The following is a 26,719-nucleotide window of genomic DNA, read 5'->3' as shown; positions in this document are numbered from 1 at the left end:
CTCCAGAAAGGAGGTGTTCCAGCCGCACCTTCCGGTACGGCTACCTTGTTACGACTTAGCCCCAGTCACCAGTTTTACCCTAGGGCGATCCTCGCGGTTACGCACTTCAGGTACCCCCGGCTCCCATGGCTTGACGGGCGGTGTGTACAAGGCCCGGGAACGTATTCACCGCGCCGTGGCTGATGCGCGATTACTAGCGAATCCAGCTTCGTGGAGTCGGGTTGCAGACTCCAGTCCGAACTGAGAGGGGTTTTAGGGATTGGCATCCACTCGCGTGGTAGCGGCCCTCTGTACCCCCCATTGTAACACGTGTGTAGCCCCGGACGTAAGGGCCGTGCTGATTTGACGTCATCCCCACCTTCCTCACATCTTACGATGGCAGTCTTGTCAGAGTCCTCAGCATCACCTGTTAGTAACTGACAACAAGGGTTGCGCTCGTTATGGCACTTAAGCCGACACCTCACGGCACGAGCTGACGACAACCATGCAGCACCTTCACACTCGCTATTGCTAGCTGAACCGTTTCCGGATCATTCGAGTGCAATTTAAGCCCGGGTAAGGTTCCTCGCGTATCATCGAATTAAACCACATGTTCCTCCGCTTGTGCGGGCCCCCGTCAATTCCTTTGAGTTTCACCGTTGCCGGCGTACTCCCCAGGTGGAATACTTAACGCTTTCGCTTGGCCGCTTGCCGTATATCGCAAACAGCGAGTATTCATCGTTTACCGTGTGGACTACCAGGGTATCTAATCCTGTTTGATACCCACACTTTCGAGCCTCAATGTCAGTTGCAGCTTAGCAGGCTGCCTTCGCAATCGGAGTTCTTCGTGATATCTAAGCATTTCACCGCTACACCACGAATTCCGCCTGCCTCAACTGCACTCAAGACATCCAGTATCAACTGCAATTTTACGGTTGAGCCGCAAACTTTCACAACTGACTTAAACATCCATCTACGCTCCCTTTAAACCCAATAAATCCGGATAACGCTCGGATCCTCCGTATTACCGCGGCTGCTGGCACGGAGTTAGCCGATCCTTATTCATAAAGTACATGCAAACGGGTATGCATACCCGACTTTATTCCTTTATAAAAGAAGTTTACAACCCATAGGGCAGTCATCCTTCACGCTACTTGGCTGGTTCAGGCCATCGCCCATTGACCAATATTCCTCACTGCTGCCTCCCGTAGGAGTTTGGACCGTGTCTCAGTTCCAATGTGGGGGACCTTCCTCTCAGAACCCCTATCCATCGTTGACTAGGTGGGCCGTTACCCCGCCTACTATCTAATGGAACGCATCCCCATCGTCTACCGGAAAATACCTTTAATCATGCGGACATGTGAACTCATGATCCCATCCTGGATTAATCTTCCTTTCAGAAGGCTGGCCAAGAGTAGACGGCAGGTTGGATACGTGTTACTCACCCGTGCGCCGGTCGCCATCAGCCTTAGCAAGCTAAGACCATGCTGCCCCTCGACTTGCATGTGTTAAGCCTGTAGCTAGCGTTCATCCTGAGCCAGGATCAAACTCTTCATTGTAAAAATATTCTTTCAACACTTAAGTTGACTTTACGCTCAAGGACTCCAAATCTATCAATACAATAAAAATATTGACGGTTCTTGTTTTTCCGTACACCATATTATATATATGGTGCACCGGCTTGTACTACTTGTTTGTTTATCTTAAATCTTTCAAAGAACTCTTATTCCTGTTTGCCATCGTTTCCGAAAGCGGATGCAAAGGTAAGAGATTTTATCGTAACCACCAAATGTTTTCGAAAGTTTTTTTTGAAAAAGTTTTTTTTCGAAACTTCCATAAAAGGCGGACCATCCATCCTCCCGAGGTCTTATCCGTTCTCGCTCCCTTAGCCCCGCTAAGGTAAGATACCAGGTGCAGATCACTATCAAGGAAATCTCCCACGTTTGTTTCACCAAGTCAGTAACACTGTCTGAAGTGCCGCATCTCTCTCGATTGCGGGTGCAAAAGTAGACCTTTTAACGCTAACAGGCAAACTTTCACAAGACAAATTATCCGGATTCCCTGAAACTTTTTTGTAATACGCTGAATCACAGATGTGTTACAAAGAAGGTTTTTATAACGGAGGACACGAGAGGAAAAAGACAGACACATTATAATATTCGCACGCGCGTAAACAAAAACGGAAGAGCTGGAACTAAAGAAGGGGAAGGCGCGAGTCCGGAGGGGCAACCAAACACCGTAAGCCAGGACAGGGAAGGGAAGACAGCTACGGAAAACACAGGACGAGGTACGCAGCACACACAACTGAGTTAGCAAAAACAGATGCCAATGCTACCACTCTTGAAAAACTTTAGGAAGGAAAAAGCAGCATAGACACATCCGGTATTCACCCCGCACTAAAAGAAACACACTTCGTGGTAGCATGTGATGTAACCAACCCTTTTTACGGTCCTGACGGAGCGGCATATATCTTTCACAACAAAAAGGAACCGATCCTAAAATGGTGCAAAGGCTGGATGAAGGCATGCAATCATTAGCCGAAGTTATAAAGAAAACGACAGGAAAAGATATCACGAACTACCCCGGTGCAGGTGCAGCCAGAGGCATGGGTGGCGGACTGCTGGCTTTTTTTAACGCAGAGCTAAAACCGGGAACAGAATTATTATTGAAAGCCATCGACTTCTCCGAGAAAATAAAAGGAGCAGACCTCATTATTACGGGCGAGGGAAAAGCAGACCGACAGACAGCTATGGGAAAAGTTCCATACAGGATACTAAAGGAAGCACAAAAAGAACATATCCCCGTTATTGTACTGGCAGGCAGTATAGAAAACCTGCCGGAATTAAACAAAGCGGGATTCAAAGGTATATTCTCTATAGCCCCCGGCCCCATCACCCTGGAGAAGGCAATGGAACCGGAGTTTGCTAAAGAAAATATCACCCGGCTGGTTTCCCAACTCTATTCAGTTATAACTAGCTTCGGCTAATTTGCAAGCCTTTGTCGGACAAAGCCATATCAACGAAACGGGCACAACTGTTGGGTGGGTTCTGAGCAAGAATACTTCGAATACGTATAGCAGCCTCAGGATCTTTAGCCACCATATAAAGATAGCCTCCTCCCCCCGCACCTGGCAATTTATATCCCAGGCAATAATCATCAATCCGGCGAATGATAGCCTCAACTGCCTCGGGATTAGTGCCGGGATCCAACGCTTGGTTCAGCTTCCAGCTTTTACCAACCAAACGCCCCATTTCATCGAAATTCCCACGCTGAATGGCTTCGTACAAGTCAAGAGCATGCCCCTTCATACCGCCAAGTATAGACAAATGCTCTGTGGAGTTGAGGAACATGCTACGCACGATTTCAGCTAAAATTCCTTTGGCTGTACGGGTAATTCCCGTGTAATAAAGCAAATGGCACTTCTGATATTCGCCACCTGTAAACAAATAATCGGGCAACCAGCGCACTAATGGACTCTGATCCATACCTGCATGGGTCTGCAATAATTTCACACCACGAAGCACACCTCCGTATTGATCTTGCCACCCCCCGCCGGTAGTCAGCAACTGTTCCAGAATAAGCGTACGGTTACATATCTCGTTCTTATCCCAGTTCAGCCCGCAAAAATCAGAGATTGCCCCCAGCACAGTCGATGCAAGAATAGAACTTGTACCCAGACCGGAGCCCGCAGGAATCGCAGAAAGCAGAGTAATTTCCATTCCGGAACCAAACGCCTTCAACTGCTCTTCCAGTGAAACATACGATTCGGTGGAAAAGCCCGGCTGGAAACCTGCCAGCACCAATGCCGCTTTAGGTATAGAGAATGGGGAGCCCACTTGCATGAAACCTCTTACCTCCCCATAAGTTGTAACCACTTCCATAGCGCCTAAGTCTATAGAACGAAGGATTATTTTATATTCCCGACAAGGTTTCACGTAAACTTGTAAAGGAGGCTGCCCGTTCAACTCAATAGCAATATTCACCACATTCCCCCCTTCATTCAAGCAATAAGGTGGAGTATCCGTCCACCCGCCGGCCAGATCAATACGGACCGGACTGCGCCCCCAGACAATCTGATCAGAGTACACTGACAAATGCGGTTGCTGCCTCTTGGCTAAAGCCGAAGCAGTAAGTCCGTCGCGCATCAAACGAAAAGCCTCATTTTCATATTCCCGATAAGCCAGCCCCTTAAGCTGCTGCACCCGGGCACGGAACATATTGTCACTGATACGTGTCATCAACGGAGCCGATTCTGATAAAGGCTCAGGCAACGACAGGTCATACCGGGCAAATTCTCCGGCAGCATTCTCCAAATTGAGCTGATAAAAGACACTTCGTTCATAATTATGCGCCAATGCCGGCCAATTCTTTATCCGGAAAGCTTCACGCTGTTCTGCCAGACGGTAAAGATTAGAATAAGCGGATATATCATCAGCAGACAATTTACGACAGCGTTGCCATATTTCTTTTCCTTGCTGTAATACCGGTTCAGAAACCATCCAGCGCATAACTGCTCCCAATTCCTCTACAGATGAGCAAACCGGAAACAAACGCGCGGCCTGCAAGTCGTGACCGTTTTCTATTTCTTCCACCGAAATGCCGCGCACAGCACACCACTCACCTACAGACATTCCTTGATAATATGTTTCTTCCTTGGCCAAAGATCCCTTGAAAGTATCATTGAAGCCGTATGGACGCGCTACATAGCCCGATTCTCCAAAAGGAACCACATCAATACACACACCAGACGGAACCTCCAAGTTCCAATTATTAACGGGAACACCTGTTATGATAGTCTGGTGATGGATATTCCATCCTGCTCCTACACAACTGTTCTCTATCCATATTTCCGAATTTTGTGAGGTAAGTTGATAACCTACCTCAGCATTCTGAACAAACATGGCCGGATGCGGTTTTACCTTCTTGTGCATAATCTCCCGCTGGTCGTTTACCAGATTTTGTACAGCCAATGTAGAAGAAATAAGTTCACGACTGGTTCCGTAATGATAAAACTCCCCTCCAGGCAACGGCAGAATAGCCACACTCAGCTTGTTAAGCTCATCGTCCATCATACGCGGATGCTCTCCCAATGTAAGTCCGAAATCAGAATACATGTCATAATAAGAGAGTTTTCCTTCCTTATAAGATCGTTTTACCAACAGACTAACCGCACGGTCACTTAACAGCCAAATTCCGATATCCATCAGAAAAAGATGGGTTTGCATTAATTTCCCCAATTCCTCCACCGAAGGTTTTTGAAGCATGAAATCAAGCTTATCGGGAGTGACTCGTGAAGAAACAAAAACACCATGGTTCTTTGCCAGATTAGGATCTACCCATAAACCGTAACACACCACATCCGCATCAGGAATAGTCTGAAGCGGTTGGCCCGCACGGATATAAACATCCCCACTTGCAATCAATGTATGAAGAGAAGACGGAGCTTTCTCCATGATTTGTTCATATAAAGGGAGCTGGAGGGAAAGCAGATTTTGTGACAGCCGTTGTCCTCTGGCCCACCGGAATACAGGAATGGGGGTAAGAATTTTGCCGGATGGCGCATATCCGGGCAAACGACGACTCTGCCCGCCTGCATGAAGTAAAATACGTTTTTCTTTTCCCAACCAAGTAAGAAAATCGCTGTCAGGAGTCACTTTCTGATGACAAGCCTCCAACAGCCATGCAGTCCCCCCACCTGATCCCAGCTTACTGCCTATAGGATCGGAAGTACAAAACCACTCTGTCCGGTCTGCTTTCTCTATATCATGAAAACATTCCACCAGATTAGGGGGAAGGGATAATAATTTTTTCATAGCACATCTTTATTTTATTGCACACAAAGATGATTATTTTCCCCTAATAAGCCAAAAGATGAGACATGAATTTTAATCAGTAAATTCAAAAACACGCTCATCCAATGACATCACTTCCTTAGAGCCCGGTTGTGCAACAGGCACACCGAATGGCATCTGCGCTACCAATTTCCAATCACCAGGCAAATTCCAAGCTTTACGTACTTCATCATCAATCAGCGGATTATAATGTTGCAAAGACGCCCCCATTCCTGCATCTTCCAGCATGGTCCAGACTGCCAACTGATGCATAGCATCGGTCTGCTCTGCCCAGATAGGGAAATTATCTTTATAAGTGGGGAAACTTTCCTGCAAAGAGCGAACGATAGCCATATCTTCAAAATATAGAATAGTACCATATCCACAAGCAAAACAGCCATCAATCTTTTCTTCGGTCTTGCCAAATACCTCAGCCGGAACCCGCTCACGCAAGACATTTTTTACAATGTTCCACAACTTTTCATGCGCCTTACCTGTTAATAACGCAACACGGGTGGTTTGAGAATTGAAAGCTGAGGGGACAAATTCTACAGCAAAACGAATTAAATCTCTTATTTCTTTATCAGACAATGTCGATTTGTTTTCGATCTGATAAAATGTACGACGGGCTTTCAGAGCCTCTTTAAAACTTTTTGTCATATAATACAACGTATTTATAGGTTATTATAAATGAAGAACAAACAGGCAGCAAAAGATGTTCACTTTTTTTGCTTTTTTCAATGCAATAACCTATTTTTGTTAGCTAATTATTAACATTAAAAACAACACATTCAATGAAAGATTTTCTAAAATTTACGTTTGCCAGCGTTATCGGCGTCATTCTGGCAGGCGTAGTGTTCACTATACTAGGGATTATCACTCTGGTTGGCATAGTCGCATCATCGGATACTGAAACGGTGGTGAAAGACAACTCTATCTTCGTACTCGACTTTAAAGGCAGTCTATCCGAACGCGTACAGGAAAACCCACTCCAACAACTTTTGGGGGAAGAATTTGAGGCATACGGTTTGGATGACATTCTAGCTTCTATCAAGAAAGCAAAAGACAATGACAAAATCAAGGGTATTTATATCCAACCTTCTTATCTGGAAGCATCATACGCTTCCTTAGAGGAAATACGCAATGCATTACTGGATTTCAAAGAAAGCGGTAAATTCATCGTTGCTTATGCAGACCAATATGCACAGAAGATGTATTATCTTTCCAGCGTGGCCGATAAAATAATTATCAATCCGCAAGGAAGTATCGGATGGCACGGAGCAGGCATGCAACCTGTTTTCTTCAAAAATCTGGTTTCCAAACTAGGACTGGAAATACAAGTATTCAGAGTGGGTACTTACAAATCAGCCGTGGAACCGTTTATCGCTACAGAAATGAGTCCGGCCAACCGCGAACAGATGACCGAATGTCTGGAATCTGTCTGGAATCGTATTCAGGCAGATGTATCCGATTCACGACACATCCCGACAGATACTCTGAATGCTTATGCAGACCGATATATGGATTTTTGTCAGGCAGAAGAATATGTTCAATGCGGACTAGCAGACACCTTGATGTATAAAGATGAAGTTATTTCCTATCTGAAACAATTAAGCGGTCGTGACGAAGACGACAAGCTGAACAGTCTTTTCATAGAAGATATGATAAACGTCAAGAAAAATGTGCCCAAAGACAAAAGTGGAAATGTAATAGCCGTATATTATGCATACGGTGAGATTCTGGATGCTCCCGGCAGTTCCACAGAAGATTGTATTGATGTACAAAAGATGTGTAAAGGCCTGCGCAAATTACGTGATAACGATGATGTAAAAGCTGTTGTATTACGCGTCAACTCACCGGGTGGCAGCGCATACGGTTCAGATCAAATATGGCGTGAAGTAGTAAGACTGAAAGAGAAAAAACCGGTAATCGTTTCTATGGGAGATTATGCTGCATCAGGAGGCTATTACATTTCCTGCGCTGCAGACCGCATTTTCGCTGACCCGACTACGCTGACTGGTTCTATCGGCATATTCGGCATGATGTATTCAGGTGAGAAACTGTTTACTGAAACTTTAGGATTGAATTTTGATGTAGTGAAAACTAATAAAATGGCAGATCTGGGTGCCAGCCTAGGTCCTATTCTTACCCGTCCATTAAACGCATCAGAACAAGAATTGATGCAGAATTATGTCAACCGAGGATACAAGCTATTCGTAAGCCGTTGCGCCGAAGGTAGAAAAATGTCTACAGAGGCTATTGAAAAAGTAGCTGAAGGCCGTGTATGGACCGGTGCTATGGCCAAAGATCTCGGTTTGGTAGATGAACTGGGAGGTATAGACAAGGCATTAAATGCCGCCGCCACCCAAGCCGGCATAGAAAATTACAGTATTATCGGCTATCCCGAAAAAGAAAATATTTTCGCAAGTTTGCTGGGCAATCAGAAAAAACATTATGTAAACAGCGAAATCAAAGAATATTTGGGAAGCTATTATAACAGCTTCAAGGCGCTGGAGAACATAAAAAACGCCAACTGCATACAGGCACGTATGCCGTTTGACCCTAATATCCAATAATTTGCGCATGGAAGGTAATCTTATCAAGATAAACAAGTGGCTATATCCGGTTTCATGGCTTTATGGGACCGGCGTATGGCTGCGTAATAAATTGTTTGACTGGGGAATATACAAAGAACGTAAGTTTGATGTCCCAATCATCTCGGTAGGCAACATCACCGTGGGCGGAACCGGAAAGACCCCCCATACAGAATACTTGATAAGATTATTGCAGAAAGATTACAAAGTGGCCGTACTGAGCCACGGCTACAAACGCAAATCCAAAGGTTTTGTACTTGCTGGGCCGGATACGTCCATACAGATGATAGGTGACGAACCTTTCCAAATGAAACAGAAGTTTCCGGACATCTATATGGCAGTAGACCGAAACCGTTGTCATGGCATAGAGCAGTTATGCAATAGTCACATTGCCCCCGGAACAGAAGTGATTATTTTGGATGATGCTTTCCAGCACCGATATGTAAAACCCGGAATGAACATCTTATTAGTAGATTACCATCGACTGATTTGCGAAGACGCCTTGCTGCCTGCCGGACGAATGCGCGAACCTGAAAATGGAAAAAGCCGGGCACATATTGTCATTGTCACTAAATGCCCTAAGGACATCACCCCGATGGATTTGAGAGTCTTGAGCAAGCAAATGGAACTTTACCCCTATCAGCAGCTCTACTTCACGACATTAGCATACGGCAAGCTGCATCCGTTGTTTACAGTAGGGAATGCAGTTCCATTAAAAGAGATAGAAAAAGATAAGCATATCCTATTGGTGACAGGCATAGCCTCACCAGCAAAACTCATTCAAGATTTATCACCATACAATGAGCACATTGAGTCACTGGCTTTCAGTGACCACCATAACTTTACAGCAAGAGATATGGAACTGATAAAGAAACGTTTCATGAAACTTCCGGAAGGTAAACGCATGATTATCACCACTGAAAAAGACTCAGTACGATTAGCAGCCCATCCACTGATGGACAAGACACTAAAACCTTATATATATATGCTGCCCATTGAGGTAATCTTCTTACAAGACCAACAAGAACTGTTTAATTCAAATATAACCAACTATGTTAGAAAAAATTCAAGAAACAGCAGATTTTCTTAGAGAAAAGATGCATACCAGTCCCGAAACTGCTATCATATTAGGTACCGGCTTAGGAAGCCTAGTACACGAAATTACCGATAAATACGAGATCAATTACAAAGATATCCCTAATTTCCCTGTTTCAACCGTAGAGGGACATAGCGGTAAATTGATTTTCGGCAAATTGGGTAATAAAGACATCATGGCCATGCAAGGACGTTTCCACTTCTATGAAGGATACTCCATGAAAGAAGTTACCTTCCCTGTACGAGTGATGCGTGAATTAGGTATCAAAACATTGTTCGTATCCAATGCAGCTGGAGGTACGAATGCAGACTTTGAAATTGGTGACCTGATGATTATCAGAGATCATATCAACTTTTTTCCCGAACATCCGTTGCACGGCAAGAACATTGAATACGGCCCCCGTTTCCCGGATATGAGTGAAGCCTACTCCAAAGAACTGATAGACAAAGCACTGGAGATCGCTAAAGAAAAAGGTATCAAAGTACAACAAGGAGTATATATCGGTACACAGGGACCTACCTTCGAAACTCCGGCAGAATACAAGATGTTCCACATTCTTGGAGCTGACGCCGTAGGTATGTCTACCGTTCCTGAAGTTATTGTAGCAAACCATTGTGGCATCAAAGTGTTTGGAGTATCGGTTATCACCGACCTAGGCGTGGAGGGAAAAATTGTGGAAGTTTCACACGAAGAGGTTCAGAAAGCGGCAGATGAAGCGCAACCGCGCATGACTACCATTATGCGTGAAATGATTAATCGAATTTAAGGATATGCAGGAAATAAACAGAACAGAAATAGCGACCTTAGGTGAGTTCGGCCTCATTAAACATCTGACGAAGGATATTGAGTTAAAAAATCCGGAAACCCAATATGGTGTGGGAGACGATGCAGCCGTATTGGAGTTTAAAGATAAAGAGGTATTGGTGACCACAGACTTACTGATGGAAGGGGTACATTTTGATTTGGTTTATACCCCATTGAAACATTTGGGATATAAATCGGCCATCGTAAACTTCTCGGACATTTATGCTATGAATGGTGCTCCAAAACAAATCACAGTTTCTATCGCACTGTCCAAACGCTTTTGTATTGAAGATTTAGAACAATTCTATGATGGGCTAAAACTGGCTTGTGAACTACACCATGTAGATATTGTGGGTGGAGATACAACTTCATCCGTAACCGGGCTCGCCATCAGTATTACTTGCATAGGTGAAGCGGACAAGGACAAAGTGGTTTATCGCAACGGCGCACAAGATACAGACTTGATTTGTGTCAGCGGTGACTTGGGAGGAGCTTATATGGGACTTCAACTTCTAGAGCGTGAAAAGGCTGTTTTCCAAGGAGAAAAAGAAGCAAATCCGGATTTTTCCGGAAAAGAATATATTTTGGAACGTCAGTTAAAGCCTGAAGCACGTAAGGATATCATTGAGAAACTGGCAAAAGCGGGAATCAAGCCCACCGCTATGATGGATATTTCCGACGGCCTTTCTTCGGAACTGCTGCATATATGCTCACAAAGCGATACCGGCTGTCGCGTTTACGAGGAAAGAATTCCCATTGATTACCAAACGGCTGTAATGGCGGAAGAGCTGAATATGAATGTGACAACATGTGCTTTAAATGGTGGTGAGGACTATGAGCTATTATTTACTGTACCTTTAACAGAGCATGAACGAGTTTCGGCTATAGAGGGTATAAAAGTGATTGGTCACATCACCAAACCGGAGCTGGGATGTGCCCTGATTACCCGTGACGGACAAGAATTTGAGCTGAAAGCGCAAGGTTGGAATCCACTAAAAGAAAAATAATTTTAATTAAACAACACTGATAATAAACACCTTATGTTTTTATCAGTGTTTTTTTTTAGAAATAGTTTGCAGTTTAAAAAAGTTTCACTACCTTTGCAACCGCAAACAAGAAATAATGGTGCCATAGCTCAGTTGGTAGAGCAAAGGACTGAAAATCCTTGTGTCCCCGGTTCGATTCCTGGTGGCACCACCTTGAAGAAAAAAAGACAGTAAAATCCTGATTTCGGAAATCAGGATTTTTTATTTTCTCACAAAACACAAAATACGGCAATATAGACTGGATGACGAGGTATACGAGCTTTCAGCTCGATTATAACTTTCTCCACTTCTGACCTGCCTCCATATTTGATTAAGTCTTGGAGCAAAACTACTCCTTCCCGATATAAATCCCAATTTGATGCATATTAAAAAAACACCTTATACTTGAAGCATAAAGCTGGATGAATTCATCTTTGTAGAGTTCCCGAACATCTTCGGGAGCATCATCAAGAGTATAAGCAGAAAGATTCTTACGCAAAGATTCCATATACCTGCCCCACATCTTTTCCTGCGTATAGCTGGCAGGATTTAGTTTGAATACAGTTTCTCCGCCAAATGCAAGAAAACGGTTCTGAGATTGTTTATCATTCACACATTCTTTTTTTATAAACTCGTCAAATCACCTCTGAGCTTCTACTACAACAAGTCTATTTTAGACTGCGATATCTCAAACTTATATAATATGCATATAAATCTTAATCATCGACGAACTGCAAAAAGTTCAGCTTCAGTTTCCCAAGTATCATCCGGACACTTTACCATACGTTGCCAACGGAATGAGGTCGCTGTAATTTCCGAAAACACCCACTGTATATTCTTCTCATTAATTTCCGTCTGAACAATCCTGTTTCCTTCTCTTTTTCCTTCCAGTTGTGTAGCCCCTCCTAATTCCGTATATAAAATATCCCATGCTTCTGTATTAGGATTATACATACGTACCGTAGTCGCATAAGCTGCATCCGGTTGATAATCTTTAATCCGCGCCTTACGCGAAGGACAAATAAACACATCTTGAATTGCAGTCCCTTCCAGTACCCAAGCGAATATCCACTCTCCCTGAACATGTCTTTCGCCTGTTGTACCTTGGTTATCAACCCATTCAAAATCCCATTCACCGACAAACTGTCCATACAGGTTGTCTTTTTCCGGTATCAAATTGCTTTTCCCTTTTGACACTAATACGTTTATAAATTCTCCCATACTTTACCTTACTGACTCTAGATTAGACAAATATAAGATTTATAATTAATAATCACTAATATTAAAGCAATTATCTGTATGCAATATTCATGTCGAAAGCAAACAGATACATAGTACAAAAAACGGATTTCCCTACTCCCAAACAGATTTTTTATATTACACCTCAAGAACATTTCATTTACAAACTTATTGCAAAAAAAGTATTTGGTCATTAAATCTCAATTATTCAAAAAAGAAATACCGATAAAAAGTCTTTTTTCCCTATATTTGCTAGACTAAAAAAAGAAAAATGTCATTAACTCAATTAATATGAAAAAACTATCATTTATTACCGTATTTGTATTCCTGTCCATTCTTTTTGTACAGGCACAGCAAGCAAAGTATGTATTTTATTTCATCGGAGATGGAATGGGTGTTAACCAAGTTTTAGGAACAGAGATGTATCGTGGAGAGTTGGAAGGCAAAATTGGTGTGACTCCGTTATTATTCACCCAATTTCCTTATGCAACCATAGCCACTACTTTCTCGGCAACCAACGGAGTGACAGATTCAGCCGCTGCAGGAACAGCACTTGCTACGGGAAACAAAACAAAAAATGGCGCATTAGGTGTGAAAAAGGATCTGGAAACCAAAGTTAACAGTATTGCTTCTTGGGCAAAAAATAAAGGTTGCCGTGTAGGTATCAGTACCAGTGTCAGCGTAGACCATGCCACACCGGCTGCTTTTTACGCACACCAAGGACAAAGAAGCAGCTATTACAACGTGGGTCTGGATTTGATTGATGCCAACTTCGATTTCTATGCAGGATCAGACTTTTTAGATCCCACCAACAAAAAAGCCGCCGGTTCAAATTCAGAAAGTTTGTATACACTAGTGGACAAAGCCGGATATACCATAGCCCGTGGCTACAAAGACTATCAGAAAAAAGCAAAAAAATCGGATAAACTGATTCTCTTACAACCTGCGACAGCAACAGACAATAGTGCTATCCCCTATGCTATCGATCGAAAAAAAGGCGATATGACTTTAACTGAAATCACCCGTGCCGGAATCAATTTCCTATCTAAAGATCTATCAAAAGGGTTTTTCCTTATGGTTGAAGGAGGTAAAATAGACTGGGCTTGCCACAGCAACGACGCCGCTACTGCATTCCACGAAGTGATGGATATGGATAATGCCATAAAAGTTGCTTACGAATTCTACGAACAACATCCTGATGAAACCCTGATTGTAGTAACAGCCGACCACGAAACCGGAGGAATCGTTTTAGGAAAAGGTCCGTATACTTTGAACCTGCAAGCTTTAAAATCACAAAAAGTAAGTGAAAGCGGATATACTAAAATTGTAAACGAATTAAGAAAAAAATACAAGAATCAAGTACCTTGGGAAGTTATCAAGCAATCATTGAAGGATAATTTCGGATTTTGGGATAGTATTCAACTGAATGAAAAGCAAGAAGCATCCCTGAAGAAAGTATATGATGAATCATTTAGCGGTAAAGAGATAGATTTAACCAAAAGTGAATATCAACAAGACGAACCTTTGGCAGCTGAGGCCAAGAGAATTCTGGATGACATCGCTCTGGTAGGTTGGACCAGTGGTGGGCACTCTGGAGGTTATGTACCCGTATTCGCTATCGGAGCCGGCGCCCAACTATTCCAAGGTCGCATTGACAATACCGAAATTCCGGTAAAAATAGCAGAAGCTGCTGGTTATCCCAACAATTAATCGAAAGCAAGATAGTGCGACAAACGTTCCAAGTCTTTCTCAGTGAATTCCTCATACAAGGATAACTGGGAAAGACTTTTTAATTTTCCCTTTTTCCTCCTATATTCTATAATCACCTTTGCCTGATAAAAATTCATATAAGGATGAGAGCGAAGTTTGTCAAGCCCAGCCTTATTGGCATTTATCCGATGAATTGGTGTATTTCCGAGTTTAAACCACTTCAACATATCCTCATCTACATAGTTCACTTCCTTTAACTGAACCGTGTCATAAAAACCTCCCAAACGTTTCCGGTAAGCCACAATCATGCGTGCAATGCCACTGCCTATTCCCGGAATCTTTTTCAACTCGGTAGTGTCCGCTTCACTCAAATCGACTAAAGTTCCTTCCGGATATTTATAAGCTGCCAACGTATCTTTCTCCACCTTTTTGATAAAGTGCAATGTATCCTGTTTCCGCCGAAAAGCCTCTGAAATCTGGATATAGGGTTTTAAGATATTAAATTTCTCGGACGACAAGCCATAAACACGAGAGAAATCATCCGCTGTCCTGAATTTACCGCCGGCTCTCCGGTATTGCAAAATAGTATGTGCAATAAAAGGAGGCAATCCACATTGCAAAAATTCGATGGAATCAGCTGAATTTGGATCAAAGGCAGCCAATACCACCTCTATTCTCTTAGGCTTATCATAGGAATATTGCAGAGATTCCTTCTCCTCCATTTCATGTACTCCGGCCAGAAAGTTTTTTATTTCTTCTATTCCCTCTTGATCCTGTTCCAAAGACTCTTCCTTTACTGGAAAAAGAACCCATATACACATAAATATGAAAAGCAAAGTCAACAAAAAAAGTATAGCTCTGCGTTCGCTTTTCGAGAAATAGAAAAAGTCTTTCCACATTACAATTCTAAATTAGCCCTAATTCATTGATAAAAATCAAAATGATAGCCACAGGTGCCACGTATCTCAACAAAAAGATATACAGATTGAAAAGACCTGCTTTCAGCTTTCCTCCATTGGTCAATTCCTCATAAGAAACGGAACGTTTCAAATACCATCCTACAAAAATACATACCAGCAAACCACCCAAAGGAAGCATTATTTTTGCAGTGACAAAATCAAGCAAGTCAAAGAATCCCTTATCAAACAGCGTATATTTCTGCATAACCCCCAATGACAAGGAAGAAATGACCCCAATTATAATACACCCGAAGGTGACCAATCTAGCAGCACGGCCACGAGTTAAATTGAATTCCTCGTGCAGAAAAGCCGTCACCACTTCATGTAAAGAAATAGTAGAAGTCAATGCAGCCAAAGCCAGCAAGACATAGAACATCACCGAGAAAATATAAGCTAATATCGGCACACCGCTAAAAGCTTGTTGAAAAACATTAGGCAATGTAATAAAAATTAATGATGGTCCCGCATCCGGCTGGATACCTACAGAAAAGGCTGCCGGAAAAATAATCAATCCGGCTAAGACAGCCACAAAAGTATCAATCACACCGACACTCAGAGCCGTATTTCCCAGTTTGGTTTCTTTCCCAAAATAAGAAGCATAGGTTGAAAGACATCCCATTCCCAAACTTAAGGAAAAGAACGCCTGCCCCATAGCCCCTAAGAAAACATCTCCGTTCACTTTACTAAAATCAGGCTTCAGCAGAAACTCCAAACCTTTTTCCGCATTGGGAAGCGACAATGAACACCCTACCAAAACTACTATCAGTATAAACAAAACAGGCATCAGCACCTTCGAAGATTTTTCTATTCCATCTTTCACTCCCTTTACTATAACAAAATGGGTAACCAATAAAAAGATGACCAGCCAAATAAGTGGACGAACAGGATCCTTCGAAAAACTCTGGAAAGCAACCACAAAATCTTCCGGCTTCTTATCTGCAAAACCATTAACTCCCGCTTCCAATATATACTCCAAAGTCCATCCTGCCACTACCGAATAATATCCTAGAATAAGAAAACCGGCCAAAACTCCCAAATATCCCAACCACTTCCAATGAGTTCCGGGAGCCAAAACCTTATAAGCACGTCCCGTACTTGCTTTTGAATGACGACCTACTGTGAATTCGGCAATCATAATAGGCATTCCCAACATAAGAACACACGCCAAGTATACCAAAATAAATGCCGCACCTCCATGATTTCCCGTCTCATAGGGAAACCTCCATATATTACCAAGTCCTACAGCCGAACCTGCCGCCGCCAGAACAGCCCCAATCTTACTTCCGAAATTTACTCTTTCGCTTTTTTGCATAAAAAACTATCAAATTATTATAAATCAACACTAATTAGCCTGCAAAAGTATAAAATTAATCGTACTTTTGCGATGAATCACAAAAAAATTAAAGTATGCTATATTATTTTAGAAAATATCCGGTATCCTTGATCATTGTAGCTATCATCTTTTATCTTTCCTTTTTCACTCCTCCCAAAACAGATATGGAAGAAATCCCCTACATAGACAAAGTAGTGCATATATGCATGTATGGGGGACTCTGTCTCATTTTATGGATAGAATATCTGAGGAATCATAAGACTGTCAATTGGAATCATGTAATATGGGGAGGCATCATAGCTCCTGTAGCTATGAGCGGGTGTATCGAACTGATGCAAGCTTATTGCACAGATACCCGCAGCGGTGACTGGCTGGATTTTCTGGCAAACAGCATTGGAGTTGGACTAGCTGCCTTAATAGGATATTACTTACTTCGCCCCCTTATATGGCGTAAATCCTAAAAAGAAACGCCGACGATTCTTCGCGAACAGTCGGCGTGATGATAAAAGTCAAAGTTATATAATAAAGATAGAGAGTCAACTTAACGGAAATCTTTCAGATCATTCTGCAACCTCTGACGAGTGAAAAAGATACGGCTTTTCACTGTTCCCAACGGAAGTCCCAGTTTCTCGGCAATTTCCCTATATTTAAATCCTGATACATACATAGCAAACGGCACGCGGTAATCTTTAGGCAACGCATTCACGATACGATGTATCTCTTTCAAATCATAAGCACCTTCTGTAGAATCGAATCCTGATTCCTGTGGAAGATTCAAATGAAACAAGTTATCCGTCTGATCGACGAAAGTCTGATCACGCACTGTTTTACGATAATTATTTATAAATATATTACGCATGATGGTGTACATCCATCCTTTAAAATTCGTATCTGGAGTAAACTTCTCTTCGTTGTCCAAAGCTTTAAGTGAAGTTTCCTGCAACAAATCATTAGCCTCTTCTCTGTCAGCTGTCAATTTAAATGCAAAGCGAAATAATTCGGTTTGTATACTTAGTAAATGCTGTGTAAAGTCGACTGTCTTCATATTAATCTATTTTTAAGTTGTTATTTTCTGTTTTTGTTTTCTGTTGCAATATTAGAAACTGTTTTGAATTGATTTAAGAATAATGTTATAGGGCTACATACAATTCAGAATCAGCCGGTCAATTGGAAAAATGTTATATCTTTAAAGGTACCAAACAATAAAGTTATGACACAGTATCCAACCGACCTGACTGAAAAACAGTGGCAAGTTATAAAAAATATTTTAGAGCCGCAAGCGAGGAACCGAAAACATTCGCTTAAAGAGATAATGAATGCCATCCTTTATATCAACAAGACCGGCTGCCAGTGGCGTATGCTTCCTTCTGACTTCGCCCCTTGGCAAACCGTCTATTACTACTTCCGTAAATGGAAGCTTGAAGGCGTGTTTGAAGAAGTGATGGATACCTTGCACGCTTTCATCCGTAAACAGGCAGGACGGCAGGAAAGTCCCAGTCTTGGCATCATGGATTCCAGAAGCGTAAAGACTTCCCATCATGTTGATTCAGACCGTGGTATAGACGGGAACAAGAAAATCAAAGGACGGAAAGAGCACATCATTGTCGATACGCTTGGCCTTCCGTTAGCCGTCGCAATCCATGAGGCCAACCTGCATGACAGCAAGGGCGCCCCACAAGCCATAGAAAAACTCGCTTATAAATTTCCGCGTTTGGTGAAAATCCTGGCGGACGGAGGCTACAGGGGAGATTTGGCTGATTGGGTCAAGAAGAAATTCGGATGGATATTGGAGGTCGTACTCAGACCGGACGAATGTCCATCCAAATTTCAGGTACTGCCCAAACGCTGGATTGTGGAACGCTCTTTCTCATGGCTGGAAAACTTCAGAAGGCTGACCATCGATTACGAATTCCTTGCTGAAACCGCAGAAGCTATGGTACAGATTGCATTCATCCAAATCATGCTTAACAGATTTATCGAATGAAATCAAAACAGCTTCTTAACGACTTCTTATAAAAGTCATGACAGAAAAACTAACAACAAAGGGGGTATAAACTATCAAATAACAGTTTTTACCCCCTAAATTAACAGTTAACAGGTGGTTTCGTTTTAACTTTTAATTAGCCGGTATCCCTCCACCGGTCCCAGCATTACCTCCTCCACTTTTCAAATCATCATTATTAATGCTTCGCGCTGCTTTTTTTACCTGAGCCTTCAACTCCCCAAAGCGCCAACTAATATTAAATCCATAATAACGCATCGGAATTCTGGTAGAAGTAGAAGAGCAGAAAGTAGAAGTATTGATATTATTCTTAAAAGTAATATATTTATTAAATAAATTGGACGAGTTAAGAGAAATAGTCAGCCTCTTTTCCTTCAAGAAAGAACGACTGAACCCTATCGCATAATAATAGAAAGAGGAACTTTTACCTTGCAAAGAGATATGCGGAGTACCACCCCCTCCATTCAGACTCAGACGCAGGTCCCAAGGCAGAGTCTGCTGAAAGCTTCCGAAGAGATTTCCTTCCCAGCCATGATTCTTTAAATCAAGCCCTGAACTTCTATAATCCACATAAGCTCCCCGTCCATTGATATTAAAGCGGGTTTTAGGAGACATATTCCAGTTCAGGAACAAAGACAAATTAATATTCTTACTTTTTCCTATATTATCATAGGTAGAATTCATCACACCATCTTTTATAAAAGAGTATTGCTCTATACCATTATTGACAAAAGAATAATTAGCACTGACATTTACATTAAATTTCTGCGAGAAACTACCGAAAGTAACACTAAGCGAATGGGCCTTTTCACTTTCCAAATCAGGATTACCGTAACTGATCGCAGTGGGGTTGCTGGTGTCAGTAAACGGATTCAAAAACCAAATACCCGGCCGACTGATACGCATATTATAAGATGCCCTCAAACTTTGAGTAGGAGCCAATTGGTAAGAGAACATCAAGGATGGAACCAAATCATCAAACTGAGCATCAAACTTCTCATCCTTATTTTTATAATCCGCATCCATAAATGTATGCTCATAGCGAATTCCCGCCTTTCCACCGAGTTTTTTGTACTTCATCTGATAGCCCAAATAAGCAGCCAGAATATCCTGCTTATGATCATATTGCGTGCTCATATCCTGATCATACTTATATTCTCCGGTTTTATCGGCCAGATAATATTTACCATCACTTTTACTTCTACGAAAAATATACTTTATACCAGTTTCAATGCTGTGTATCGAATTTATCGGATTGGTATAGTCCAATTGAGCCGTATGCTCTTGTGTGCTGGCATCATTTTTAAAATATTGGTTTTGCAAAAGATAAGGAACATTCAACGTATCCTCATAATCCGTATTCGCCTCACTGTTATTGGGTGAATGGCTAAAACGATAAGAAAAAGTAAGAAGTTCCCCTTTCTTTTTGAACGAATGCTGATAATCCATATTGCCCCCCACTTCGCCAAAGCCCGATTCATTATTTCCTAAAGAACCGTAACCGTAAACCGGATTACCGGCATAATTAGTCATATGTGTATTTCCAATCCTCTTATTCGTAAAATTGCCAGTCATCAGATTCATAGAAAAACTGATCAGATTCAAAGTGTCAATCTCATAACTTCCTTCCAGACTGCCAAATTGAAAATTGCCATAGCTCTTGCTTCTTCGATGCGACTCCAAAAATTTATTTTCCTGAGATGTGAAATCCTCACGATATGAATCTTCAAATCCCTTTTGAGATCCCTGGTAGTTATAAGAATAATTACCGGTAACAGTGAACTTGCCCGACTGAACCGTACCATAACCGCCACCATACACACGCGTATTGCTTGCACCACCATTCAATGTCACCGTATATCCTTCCATTCCAGCTCCTATAGTGATAATATTCAAGATGCCCGCCACCCCTTCCGCGTCATATTTAGCCCCAGGCTCGGTGATAACCTCTATAGATTTAATGGAATTGGCCGGCATACTCCGCAATACCTCGGTAGGATTATTGCTCATCATGTTATTCGGCTTGCCATTAACATGCACTTTAAACTTACTGCTACCGTTTACTTGAATTTTATCCTCTCCATCTACAGTCACCAGCGGAACTTTACGGAGCATTTCAAGAGTCGTATTGGTTTTAGAATCCGGATCATCCTCTATACTATACGTCACTTTGTCTATTTCTGCCTTTACCAAAGGTTTCTGCGCTACCACCTCCACTCCTTTCAACATTTCAGTCGCTTCTGCTATCAAAATCTTACCCAAATCAACATTCTTACGATTGGTCGATATCGAGAATTCCTTCTGTACAGGAGACTTTCCTACAGAAGTAAAATGAATGAGATAAGTCCCCGGCACGGCAAGCCGTTCGTCAAACCTGCCGTCCGCTCCTGTCACAGCCAATTTCACCGGCTTTGCAGGATTATTCTTCAATGAAATACGGATTGTAGAATACGGTTCCCCTTCATTAGACAAAGAATCTAATAAGATTCCCTTGACTGAGAACTGGCCTTGGACAACCTTTTGCGCCTTCGCCGTAAATGACAAACTTGCTACAAGCAAGATAATGCCCCATAAAATGTTGTGTTTCATATATCAATAATGAGTTTGTGTTTGTTACAAAGGTAGGTAAACGATAGCAAGTAGTTTATTTTCAGACGTTAAAGAAGCCTATATATTATCTACCAGCGAGTATAAGGATTCTTCATCAAAAAAGAATTATAATAACGAATATCTCCCGTTACCTCTTTTTCGATGAAATGGGGCTTTTTGAACAATTCGTCCTCGCTATTCAATTCCACTTCCGCTACAGTCAAGCCCTCATTCTCACCATAAAACTCATCCACTTCAAAGATATGCTCTCCACTTTTCACCAAATACCGGATTTTATCAATCACCCCAGGCTCACACAGTTTCATCAACTCTTCGGCCTCTTGCAAACTGATCTCCTTCTCCCACTCATAACGACTTGTACCGGAGTCATTGGAAGCCCCTTTGATAGTAAGATACCCTTTATTATCCCGAATACGCACCCGGACAGTTCTTCCACGAGCACTACAGATATAACCTTGCACAATATGACTATGCGCATAAGCCTCTAGTTTATAACTGTCATCCTTTACTAAAAATTTTCGTTCTATTTCTTGTCCCATAGCGTTTTAATATATAAAAAAGCCCCGCAAAGAATAACCTCAGCAGGACTTCACTATTTCTTCTTCTTCTGTTTTTATCCATACATGGCATAGCCTACCATAATAACAAGGGCTAATACGATTAATCCGATGAACAGACCTTTTACAATCCTATTTGCTTTCTCTTCTTCCCGCTTACTATAAGCAGCTTTCTTATTCTTTCCCATAAGTATTTCATTTTTAAGATTAAACCATCTCCTTTGAATATCCCAAAAGTACAAAGTTTCTAGAAGAAAACAAATAAATTACGAAGAAATTACTAATTCTCCGAACCGGAAAACTCCATCAAGTATGCCTTGATAAAGCCATCAATCTTTCCATCCATCACTCCGTTCACATCCGAAGTTTGAAAATTAGTACGATGATCCTTCACACGACGGTCATCAAAGACATAACTGCGTATTTGTGATCCCCATTCAATCTTCTTCTTGCCTGCCTCCACCTTGGCCTGTTCTTCCATGCGGTGCTGCAATTCCTTATCATATAAAATTGAGCGCAACTGGCGCATCGCATTTTCCTTATTCTTCGGCTGGTCACGGGTTTCAGTATTCTCAATCAAGATTTCCTCTTCCTCACCGGTATATGGATCTTTATATTGATAACGCAGACGTACTCCTGACTCCACCTTGTTCACATTCTGTCCGCCAGCCCCCCCCGAACGGAAAGTATCCCAAGACATACGGGCAGGTTCAATTGTCACTTCAATACTATCATCCACCAACGGCGTTACAAACACAGAAGCAAAAGAAGTCATCCGTTTCCCCTGAGCATTATAAGGAGACACGCGCACCAAGCGGTGAACTCCATTCTCACCTTTCAGATAACCATACGAAAAACTGCCCTCAATATTCATTGTCACCGTCTTGATTCCGGCCTCATCCCCATCCTGAAGATTAGCCACGCTCACTTTATAGCCATTGGTCTCCGCCCAACGCATATACATACGCATCAGCATGGAAGCCCAATCCTGACTTTCAGTACCACCAGCACCACAATTAATTTTCAATACACAATCCATTTGGTCAGCCTCCTGGCGAAGCATATTCTTCAGTTCCAATGCCTCCACCGCAGTGACAGCCTTTTGATATGCTGCATCCACTTCTTCTTCGGTAACCAAATCGTCTTTACAAAAGTCAAAAGCCAATTCCAGTTCATCTGCCATCGTCTTTACCTCACGGTAACCGTCGATCCATTTTTGCAGATCTTTGACCTTCCTCATTTGTGCTTCTGCTTTCTTGGCATCATCCCAAAAACCGGGCGCCTGCGTACGCAGTTGTTCTTCTTCCACCTGAACCAGTTTATTTTCTATGTCCAGATATCTTTCAAGTGCCGCAGTACGTTCTTTTACGTCTTTCAGTTGCTCTATTGTTATCATCTTGAGAATTTTTGCATTTCAGGATGCAAAGATAGTGGAAATCTATTCATTTTCCCATTATTCTTCATACATCTTTTCTATTTCGGCAGCATAGTTCTTGTTCAGCACATTACGTTTTATTTTCAACGTATTGGTCAGCTCACCACGCTCCATACTGAAAGGATGGGGCAACAAAGTAAACCTCTTGATCTGTTCATAATGTGCAAACTGCTGCTGCAGTGTATCAATTCGCTCTTTAAACAAATCGATAATTTCCGGTTTCTGCAACAGTTCCTCCATACTTTCATAGCGAATACCTTTTTTTGCGGCATACTCTTTCACCAGTTTATATTCAGGAATAATCAAAGCAGAAACAAATTTACGTTCATCGGCAATAATAGAAATCTGATCGATATAACGGTCTACCACCAATTTGGCTTCAATGGCTTGAGGAGCGATATACTTTCCGTTTGAAGTTTTAAACAAGTCCTTGATACGCTCTGTAAGGAACAAATGCTCATCTTTTATATAACCCGCATCACCGGTATGGAACCATCCGTCTTCAGTAAACGCCGCCTTCGTAGCAGCTTCCTTTTTATAATAGCCATGAGTGATTCCTTCACCACGTAACATTATTTCGTTATTCTCCCCTATTCTGACCTGCACATGGGGCATGATACGCCCCACCGAACCAACCACATGGTCATTATCATTCTCACAAGCAACCGTTGCAGTAGATTCCGTCAATCCATAACCGGCTACCATATTAATTCCCACCGACAAAACAAACTCCTGTACAGCCGGTGGAATAGCCGCACCGGCAGTAGGGAAGAAACGCCCGTTTTCAATGCCAATAGTCTTTTTCAACAAGCTATAGATCGTTTTCTCATAAAATTTATATTTCATGTGCAATACAGGCGGAGGAGTCAGCCCTTTGTACACATAATCCAAATTATGTTCACGTCCCACTTTAATAGCATCCAGCATCAACTTCTTTTTCAATCCGGTTGTCTCATTGATTTTTTCTTGCACGCCGGCATACACTTTCTCCCAAAAACGGGGAACACTACACATAGCCGTAGGACGGATTTCCTTTATTGTTTTCTGGATATCAGCAGGACGCAAGTTGATAGACAAAGTACACCCCATCGAAAGGCACCAGCAAGTCCATGCACGCTCAAACACATGAGTAAAAGGAAGGAAATTCATAATCACATCCTGATCACCCAATTGAGGGAAACGTTCATCATGTGCCGGAATGGCCGCCTCATAGCAAGAATGATGCAACATCACCCCCTTGCTGTCTCCGGTTGTTCCACTGGTATAAAGAATATTGGCAAGATCACCATTACCCGACTCTGAAGTACGCTTGTCTACCTCAGCTTGATGCGGATGCGCCTCACCCAATTTCAGAAAGTCATCAAAATAAATGGAAGTCTGGTCCCGCTCATCACGCTTTACCTCCCTGTCGAAAATTATAATCTGTTTCAGTTGGCTTCCCAGTAGCATAACCCGGAACGCCACATCATATTGCAACTGTTCACCTACAAAAATATAACGTATTTCGGCATCACCTACCATATAATGTACCTGCGCCTCGGAACTGGTAGCATAAAATGGTACAGTAACAGCCCGTATCCCAAAAGCTCCAAAGTCCACATACAGGCATTCCGGTTTATTTTGAGAAAAAACTGCTATATTTTCCTGTATGCCTATACCTAATTCTATCAATGCATTCGAAACTGTTTTTACAGTTGCGGCAAACTGGTTCCAAGAAACCGGAATCCATGTTTCTGTTTTATAATCGCGGTAACGCAACGCTACACGATCACCATATTTCCCTGCCTGACGTTGTATCAGGACAGATAAGAAAGAACTACTCATTCCAAAGATTTATTTTTAATTCATCGGCAAAGTTATCGTTTAATTTGGAATTATCCTCTATAAACAGGCATTAATTTTCCCAACCAGTCAAAGAGTTAGAAGAAATCAGCCGAAAGATTTAGTTGCATATCTAACTTAATTACCTACTTTTTTCATCACCGTTTACCACGCAAAAATAGTATCTTTGCAACACATTAAATTATTAAAATCAAGATGATTGATATAGAATATTACACTTCCGAAGCAACCACATTGCTGAATTCGTTAATCGGTATCCCCTCATTGAGCCGGGAAGAAGAAGCTGCCGCTGACTTTCTGCAGAACTATATTGAAGAAACAGGTATCATGACCGGTCGTTCGGGCAACAACATTTGGTGTATCAGTCCGATGTTCGACCTCAACAAACCGACTATTTTACTAAATTCCCACATCGATACCGTAAAACCGGTAAACGGATGGCGGAAACATCCTTTCACTCCGAAAGCCGAAAACGGAAAGATTTACGGTTTGGGAAGTAATGACGCCGGCGCCAGTGTAGTATCCTTATTTCAGGCGTACCGCCATCTCTCTACAACCGAGCAGGCATACAATCTGATCTTTCTTGCCTCATGTGAAGAAGAAGTTTCCGGAAAAAACGGAATAGAAAGCGTATTGCCCCAACTACCTCCCATCACCTTAGGCATAGTGGGTGAACCGACAGAAATGCAGCCTGCTATTGCCGAAAAGGGATTGATGGTGCTGGATGTTACCGCATACGGCAAAGCCGGACATGCCGCACGCAATGAAGGAGTGAATGCTATCTACAAGGTACTGGAAGACATTCAGTGGTTCCGTGATTATAAATTCCCAAAGGAATCTTCCCTGCTGGGGCCTGTCAAAATGAGCGTGACACAAATAAATGCCGGCACGCAGCATAATGTCATCCCCGATACTTGTACTTTCGTTGTGGATATCCGCAGTAATGAATGTTACTCTAACGAAGAACTATTCAAAGAAATAAGTGCCCATTTAAAAAGCGAGGCGAAAGCTCGTTCTTTCCGCTTGAACTCATCTCATATCAGTGCCGAGCATCCCTTTGTGAAACGCGCGGTAAAACTAGGACGTGTACCTTTCGGTTCTCCTACTTTGTCCGATCAGGCGTTGATGAAGTTCCCGTCTGTCAAAATCGGTCCGGGAAAGTCCTCCCGTTCACACACGGCTGATGAATATATCATGGTTTCGGAAATTGAGGAAGCGATAAGGCTTTATATCGAGATGCTGGACGGACTGGTGCTGTAAACGACTTACAAAGACGCTATTTCCCCTATAGACAGACCGGTAACCTGTGCAATTACATCAAATGCAATACCGGCCTGTTTCATTTTTTTGCATTCTTGAAGCATTCTTCCTTACGACCTTGCCCAAGACCTTTTTCAAGGCCCTCTTTAAGACCTTCCTCACGCCCTTTTTTCAACTGGGTGGACATCACGCTGTACCAGTCGCGGAAATTCTTCAAACTTTCCCAATACTCGCCTAATTCCTTAGGATTGAACTTAGCTATCTCGGCAGCCTCGAAAAGTTCCTTGTTCATTGCCGTGCCGAAAAGCAGCTTGAAGCCGAAATCGGTATAAGGGTTGATGTATTTATCCTATATGCCTTCTGTTCCCATATCTATCCGAGGTTTAATAAGTTATGATACAGGATAAAAGTAATCAATATACTGCAATTCCCCGTCTTAAAAG

21 protein-coding genes, 1 tRNA gene, 1 rRNA gene and 1 pseudogene are annotated in these 26,719 nt (G+C 42.3%); 10 read left to right on the top strand and 14 right to left on the bottom strand.

What is annotated here, in order from left to right; translation table 11 throughout:
- Positions 1 to 6: 6 nt before the first annotated feature.
- A 16S ribosomal RNA gene (locus GKD17_RS01765) occupies positions 7 to 1,538 on the bottom strand.
- Between the two features lie 795 nt (positions 1,539 to 2,333).
- Between GKD17_RS01765 and GKD17_RS01760 the strand changes: the two are divergent.
- Positions 2,334 to 2,965, top strand: a pseudogene (locus GKD17_RS01760) (glycerate kinase family protein); the annotation flags it as partial.
- On the opposite strand, the gene GKD17_RS01755 reads toward GKD17_RS01760, so the two are convergent.
- Positions 2,952 to 5,792, bottom strand: a complete 2,841-nt coding sequence (locus GKD17_RS01755) for a bifunctional fucokinase/fucose-1-phosphate guanylyltransferase (protein ID WP_007834974.1) — start codon at positions 5,790 to 5,792, stop codon at positions 2,952 to 2,954. The pseudogene GKD17_RS01760 and the gene GKD17_RS01755 overlap by 14 nt on opposite strands.
- A 72-nt stretch (positions 5,793 to 5,864) precedes the next feature.
- Positions 5,865 to 6,470 (bottom strand): nitroreductase family protein, encoded by a 606-nt coding sequence (locus tag GKD17_RS01750; RefSeq protein ID WP_007834972.1) that lies wholly within the window; start codon positions 6,468 to 6,470, stop codon positions 5,865 to 5,867.
- Between the two features lie 134 nt (positions 6,471 to 6,604).
- On the opposite strand from GKD17_RS01750, the gene sppA reads away from it, so the two are divergent.
- From sppA to GKD17_RS01725, 5 genes are all read left to right on the top strand, one after another.
- Positions 6,605 to 8,386 carry a signal peptide peptidase SppA gene (gene sppA / locus GKD17_RS01745; protein ID WP_007834969.1) on the top strand — a complete coding sequence of 594 codons (1,782 nt, stop codon included), beginning with the start codon at positions 6,605 to 6,607 and terminating at the stop codon, positions 8,384 to 8,386.
- 7 nt (positions 8,387 to 8,393) lie between these two features.
- A complete protein-coding gene (gene lpxK / locus GKD17_RS01740; protein WP_007834967.1) occupies positions 8,394 to 9,494 on the top strand; it encodes a tetraacyldisaccharide 4'-kinase in 1,101 nt (366 codons plus the stop codon).
- A complete protein-coding gene (locus GKD17_RS01735) occupies positions 9,457 to 10,266 on the top strand; it encodes a purine-nucleoside phosphorylase (RefSeq protein ID WP_007834966.1) in 810 nt (269 codons plus the stop codon). Before lpxK ends, GKD17_RS01735 begins: the two co-directional genes overlap by 38 nt.
- A gap of 4 nt (positions 10,267 to 10,270) precedes the next feature.
- A complete protein-coding gene (gene thiL / locus GKD17_RS01730) occupies positions 10,271 to 11,311 on the top strand; it encodes a thiamine-phosphate kinase (RefSeq protein ID WP_007834965.1) in 1,041 nt (346 codons plus the stop codon).
- Between the two features lie 117 nt (positions 11,312 to 11,428).
- Positions 11,429 to 11,501, top strand: a tRNA-Phe gene (locus GKD17_RS01725).
- A 177-nt stretch (positions 11,502 to 11,678) separates the two neighbouring features.
- Here the strand turns inward: GKD17_RS01725 and GKD17_RS01720 are convergent.
- On the bottom strand, positions 11,679 to 11,942 hold the full coding sequence (locus GKD17_RS01720) for a hypothetical protein (RefSeq protein WP_007834964.1): 264 nt from the start codon (positions 11,940 to 11,942) through the stop codon (positions 11,679 to 11,681).
- Between the two features lie 107 nt (positions 11,943 to 12,049).
- Positions 12,050 to 12,550, bottom strand: coding sequence for a hypothetical protein (locus GKD17_RS01715; protein WP_007834963.1), 501 nt, complete (start codon positions 12,548 to 12,550; stop codon positions 12,050 to 12,052).
- 309 nt (positions 12,551 to 12,859) lie between these two features.
- Here GKD17_RS01715 and GKD17_RS01710 point away from each other — a divergent pair, with 309 nt between their 5' ends.
- Positions 12,860 to 14,278 (top strand): alkaline phosphatase, encoded by a 1,419-nt coding sequence (locus GKD17_RS01710; protein WP_007834961.1) that lies wholly within the window; start codon positions 12,860 to 12,862, stop codon positions 14,276 to 14,278.
- Here GKD17_RS01710 and GKD17_RS01705 read toward each other — a convergent pair.
- Positions 14,275 to 15,177 (bottom strand): ComEA family DNA-binding protein, encoded by a 903-nt coding sequence (locus GKD17_RS01705; protein WP_007834959.1) that lies wholly within the window; start codon positions 15,175 to 15,177, stop codon positions 14,275 to 14,277. The two genes, GKD17_RS01710 and GKD17_RS01705, sit on opposite strands and share 4 nt — an antisense overlap.
- 7 nt (positions 15,178 to 15,184) lie before the next feature.
- Positions 15,185 to 16,549, bottom strand: coding sequence for a sodium-dependent transporter (locus GKD17_RS01700; RefSeq protein ID WP_007834957.1), 1,365 nt, complete (start codon positions 16,547 to 16,549; stop codon positions 15,185 to 15,187).
- A 95-nt stretch (positions 16,550 to 16,644) separates the two neighbouring features.
- Between GKD17_RS01700 and GKD17_RS01695 the strand changes: the two genes are divergently transcribed.
- The gene (locus GKD17_RS01695; RefSeq protein WP_007834955.1) at positions 16,645 to 17,031 is read left to right on the top strand and encodes a VanZ family protein; all 387 of its coding nucleotides are present in this window, start codon (positions 16,645 to 16,647) and stop codon (positions 17,029 to 17,031) included.
- 80 nt (positions 17,032 to 17,111) lie between these two features.
- Here GKD17_RS01695 and GKD17_RS01690 read toward each other — a convergent pair whose 3' ends face one another.
- A complete protein-coding gene (locus tag GKD17_RS01690) occupies positions 17,112 to 17,615 on the bottom strand; it encodes an RNA polymerase sigma factor (RefSeq protein WP_007834952.1) in 504 nt (167 codons plus the stop codon).
- Between the two features lie 165 nt (positions 17,616 to 17,780).
- Here GKD17_RS01690 and GKD17_RS01685 point away from each other — a divergent pair, with 165 nt between their 5' ends.
- Entirely contained in the window at positions 17,781 to 18,554 is a 774-nt protein-coding gene (locus tag GKD17_RS01685) for an IS5 family transposase (protein ID WP_007839296.1), read from the top strand.
- Between the two features lie 132 nt (positions 18,555 to 18,686).
- On the opposite strand, the gene GKD17_RS01680 is transcribed toward GKD17_RS01685, so the two are convergent.
- From GKD17_RS01680 to GKD17_RS01665, 5 genes are all read right to left on the bottom strand, one after another.
- Entirely contained in the window at positions 18,687 to 21,161 is a 2,475-nt protein-coding gene (locus GKD17_RS01680; protein ID WP_007834950.1) for an outer membrane beta-barrel family protein, read from the bottom strand.
- Positions 21,162 to 21,250: 89 nt separating this feature from the next.
- The gene (locus GKD17_RS01675) at positions 21,251 to 21,721 is read right to left on the bottom strand and encodes a CYTH domain-containing protein (RefSeq protein WP_005845492.1); all 471 of its coding nucleotides are present in this window, start codon (positions 21,719 to 21,721) and stop codon (positions 21,251 to 21,253) included.
- Positions 21,722 to 21,795: 74 nt separating this feature from the next.
- Positions 21,796 to 21,927, bottom strand: a complete 132-nt coding sequence (locus tag GKD17_RS23130; RefSeq protein WP_005845490.1) for a hypothetical protein — start codon at positions 21,925 to 21,927, stop codon at positions 21,796 to 21,798.
- A gap of 92 nt (positions 21,928 to 22,019) precedes the next feature.
- Positions 22,020 to 23,135, bottom strand: a complete 1,116-nt coding sequence (gene prfB / locus GKD17_RS01670; RefSeq protein ID WP_007834946.1) for a peptide chain release factor 2 — start codon at positions 23,133 to 23,135, stop codon at positions 22,020 to 22,022.
- A 57-nt stretch (positions 23,136 to 23,192) separates the two neighbouring features.
- Positions 23,193 to 24,998 carry an AMP-dependent synthetase/ligase gene (locus GKD17_RS01665; protein WP_007834944.1) on the bottom strand — a complete coding sequence of 602 codons (1,806 nt, stop codon included), beginning with the start codon at positions 24,996 to 24,998 and terminating at the stop codon, positions 23,193 to 23,195.
- 213 nt (positions 24,999 to 25,211) lie between these two features.
- Here GKD17_RS01665 and GKD17_RS01660 point away from each other — a divergent pair, with 213 nt between their 5' ends.
- On the top strand, positions 25,212 to 26,276 hold the full coding sequence (locus tag GKD17_RS01660; protein WP_007834942.1) for a M20 family metallo-hydrolase: 1,065 nt from the start codon (positions 25,212 to 25,214) through the stop codon (positions 26,274 to 26,276).
- Positions 26,277 to 26,355: 79 nt separating this feature from the next.
- On the opposite strand, the gene GKD17_RS23125 is transcribed toward GKD17_RS01660, so the two are convergent.
- The gene (locus GKD17_RS23125) at positions 26,356 to 26,568 is read right to left on the bottom strand and encodes a hypothetical protein (RefSeq protein ID WP_007834941.1); all 213 of its coding nucleotides are present in this window, start codon (positions 26,566 to 26,568) and stop codon (positions 26,356 to 26,358) included.
- Between the last annotated feature and the right edge of the window lie 151 nt (positions 26,569 to 26,719).

This window comes from Phocaeicola dorei, assembly GCF_013009555.1.
Classification (GTDB): Bacteria; Bacteroidota; Bacteroidia; order Bacteroidales; family Bacteroidaceae; genus Phocaeicola; species Phocaeicola dorei.
The sequence above is the reverse complement of the archived record's forward strand: the minus strand, read 5'-3'. Positions and strand labels throughout refer to the sequence as shown.

Bases quoted from the DNA above. Each gene is read 5' to 3' on its own strand.
- GKD17_RS01705 (WP_007834959.1), bottom strand. From the start codon at position 15,177: ATGTGGAAAGACTTTTTCTATTTCTCGAAAAGCGAACGCAGAGCTATA.
- lpxK (WP_007834967.1), top strand. From the start codon at position 8,394: ATGGAAGGTAATCTTATCAAGATAAACAAGTGGCTATATCCGGTTTCA.
- GKD17_RS01675 (WP_005845492.1), bottom strand. From the start codon at position 21,721: ATGGGACAAGAAATAGAACGAAAATTTTTAGTAAAGGATGACAGTTAT.
- GKD17_RS01735 (WP_007834966.1), top strand. From the start codon at position 9,457: ATGTTAGAAAAAATTCAAGAAACAGCAGATTTTCTTAGAGAAAAGATG.
- GKD17_RS01715 (WP_007834963.1), bottom strand. From the start codon at position 12,550: ATGGGAGAATTTATAAACGTATTAGTGTCAAAAGGGAAAAGCAATTTG.
- thiL (WP_007834965.1), top strand. From the start codon at position 10,271: ATGCAGGAAATAAACAGAACAGAAATAGCGACCTTAGGTGAGTTCGGC.
- GKD17_RS01710 (WP_007834961.1), top strand. From the start codon at position 12,860: ATGAAAAAACTATCATTTATTACCGTATTTGTATTCCTGTCCATTCTT.
- prfB (WP_007834946.1), bottom strand. From the start codon at position 23,135: ATGATAACAATAGAGCAACTGAAAGACGTAAAAGAACGTACTGCGGCA.
- GKD17_RS01690 (WP_007834952.1), bottom strand. From the start codon at position 17,615: ATGAAGACAGTCGACTTTACACAGCATTTACTAAGTATACAAACCGAA.
- GKD17_RS01680 (WP_007834950.1), bottom strand. From the start codon at position 21,161: ATGAAACACAACATTTTATGGGGCATTATCTTGCTTGTAGCAAGTTTG.
- GKD17_RS23130 (WP_005845490.1), bottom strand. From the start codon at position 21,927: ATGGGAAAGAATAAGAAAGCTGCTTATAGTAAGCGGGAAGAAGAGAAA.
- GKD17_RS01755 (WP_007834974.1), bottom strand. From the start codon at position 5,792: ATGAAAAAATTATTATCCCTTCCCCCTAATCTGGTGGAATGTTTTCAT.
- GKD17_RS01665 (WP_007834944.1), bottom strand. From the start codon at position 24,998: ATGAGTAGTTCTTTCTTATCTGTCCTGATACAACGTCAGGCAGGGAAA.
- GKD17_RS01750 (WP_007834972.1), bottom strand. From the start codon at position 6,470: ATGACAAAAAGTTTTAAAGAGGCTCTGAAAGCCCGTCGTACATTTTAT.
- GKD17_RS01660 (WP_007834942.1), top strand. From the start codon at position 25,212: ATGATTGATATAGAATATTACACTTCCGAAGCAACCACATTGCTGAAT.
- GKD17_RS01700 (WP_007834957.1), bottom strand. From the start codon at position 16,549: ATGCAAAAAAGCGAAAGAGTAAATTTCGGAAGTAAGATTGGGGCTGTT.
- GKD17_RS01685 (WP_007839296.1), top strand. From the start codon at position 17,781: ATGACACAGTATCCAACCGACCTGACTGAAAAACAGTGGCAAGTTATA.
- sppA (WP_007834969.1), top strand. From the start codon at position 6,605: ATGAAAGATTTTCTAAAATTTACGTTTGCCAGCGTTATCGGCGTCATT.
- GKD17_RS23125 (WP_007834941.1), bottom strand. From the start codon at position 26,568: ATGAACAAGGAACTTTTCGAGGCTGCCGAGATAGCTAAGTTCAATCCT.
- GKD17_RS01695 (WP_007834955.1), top strand. From the start codon at position 16,645: ATGCTATATTATTTTAGAAAATATCCGGTATCCTTGATCATTGTAGCT.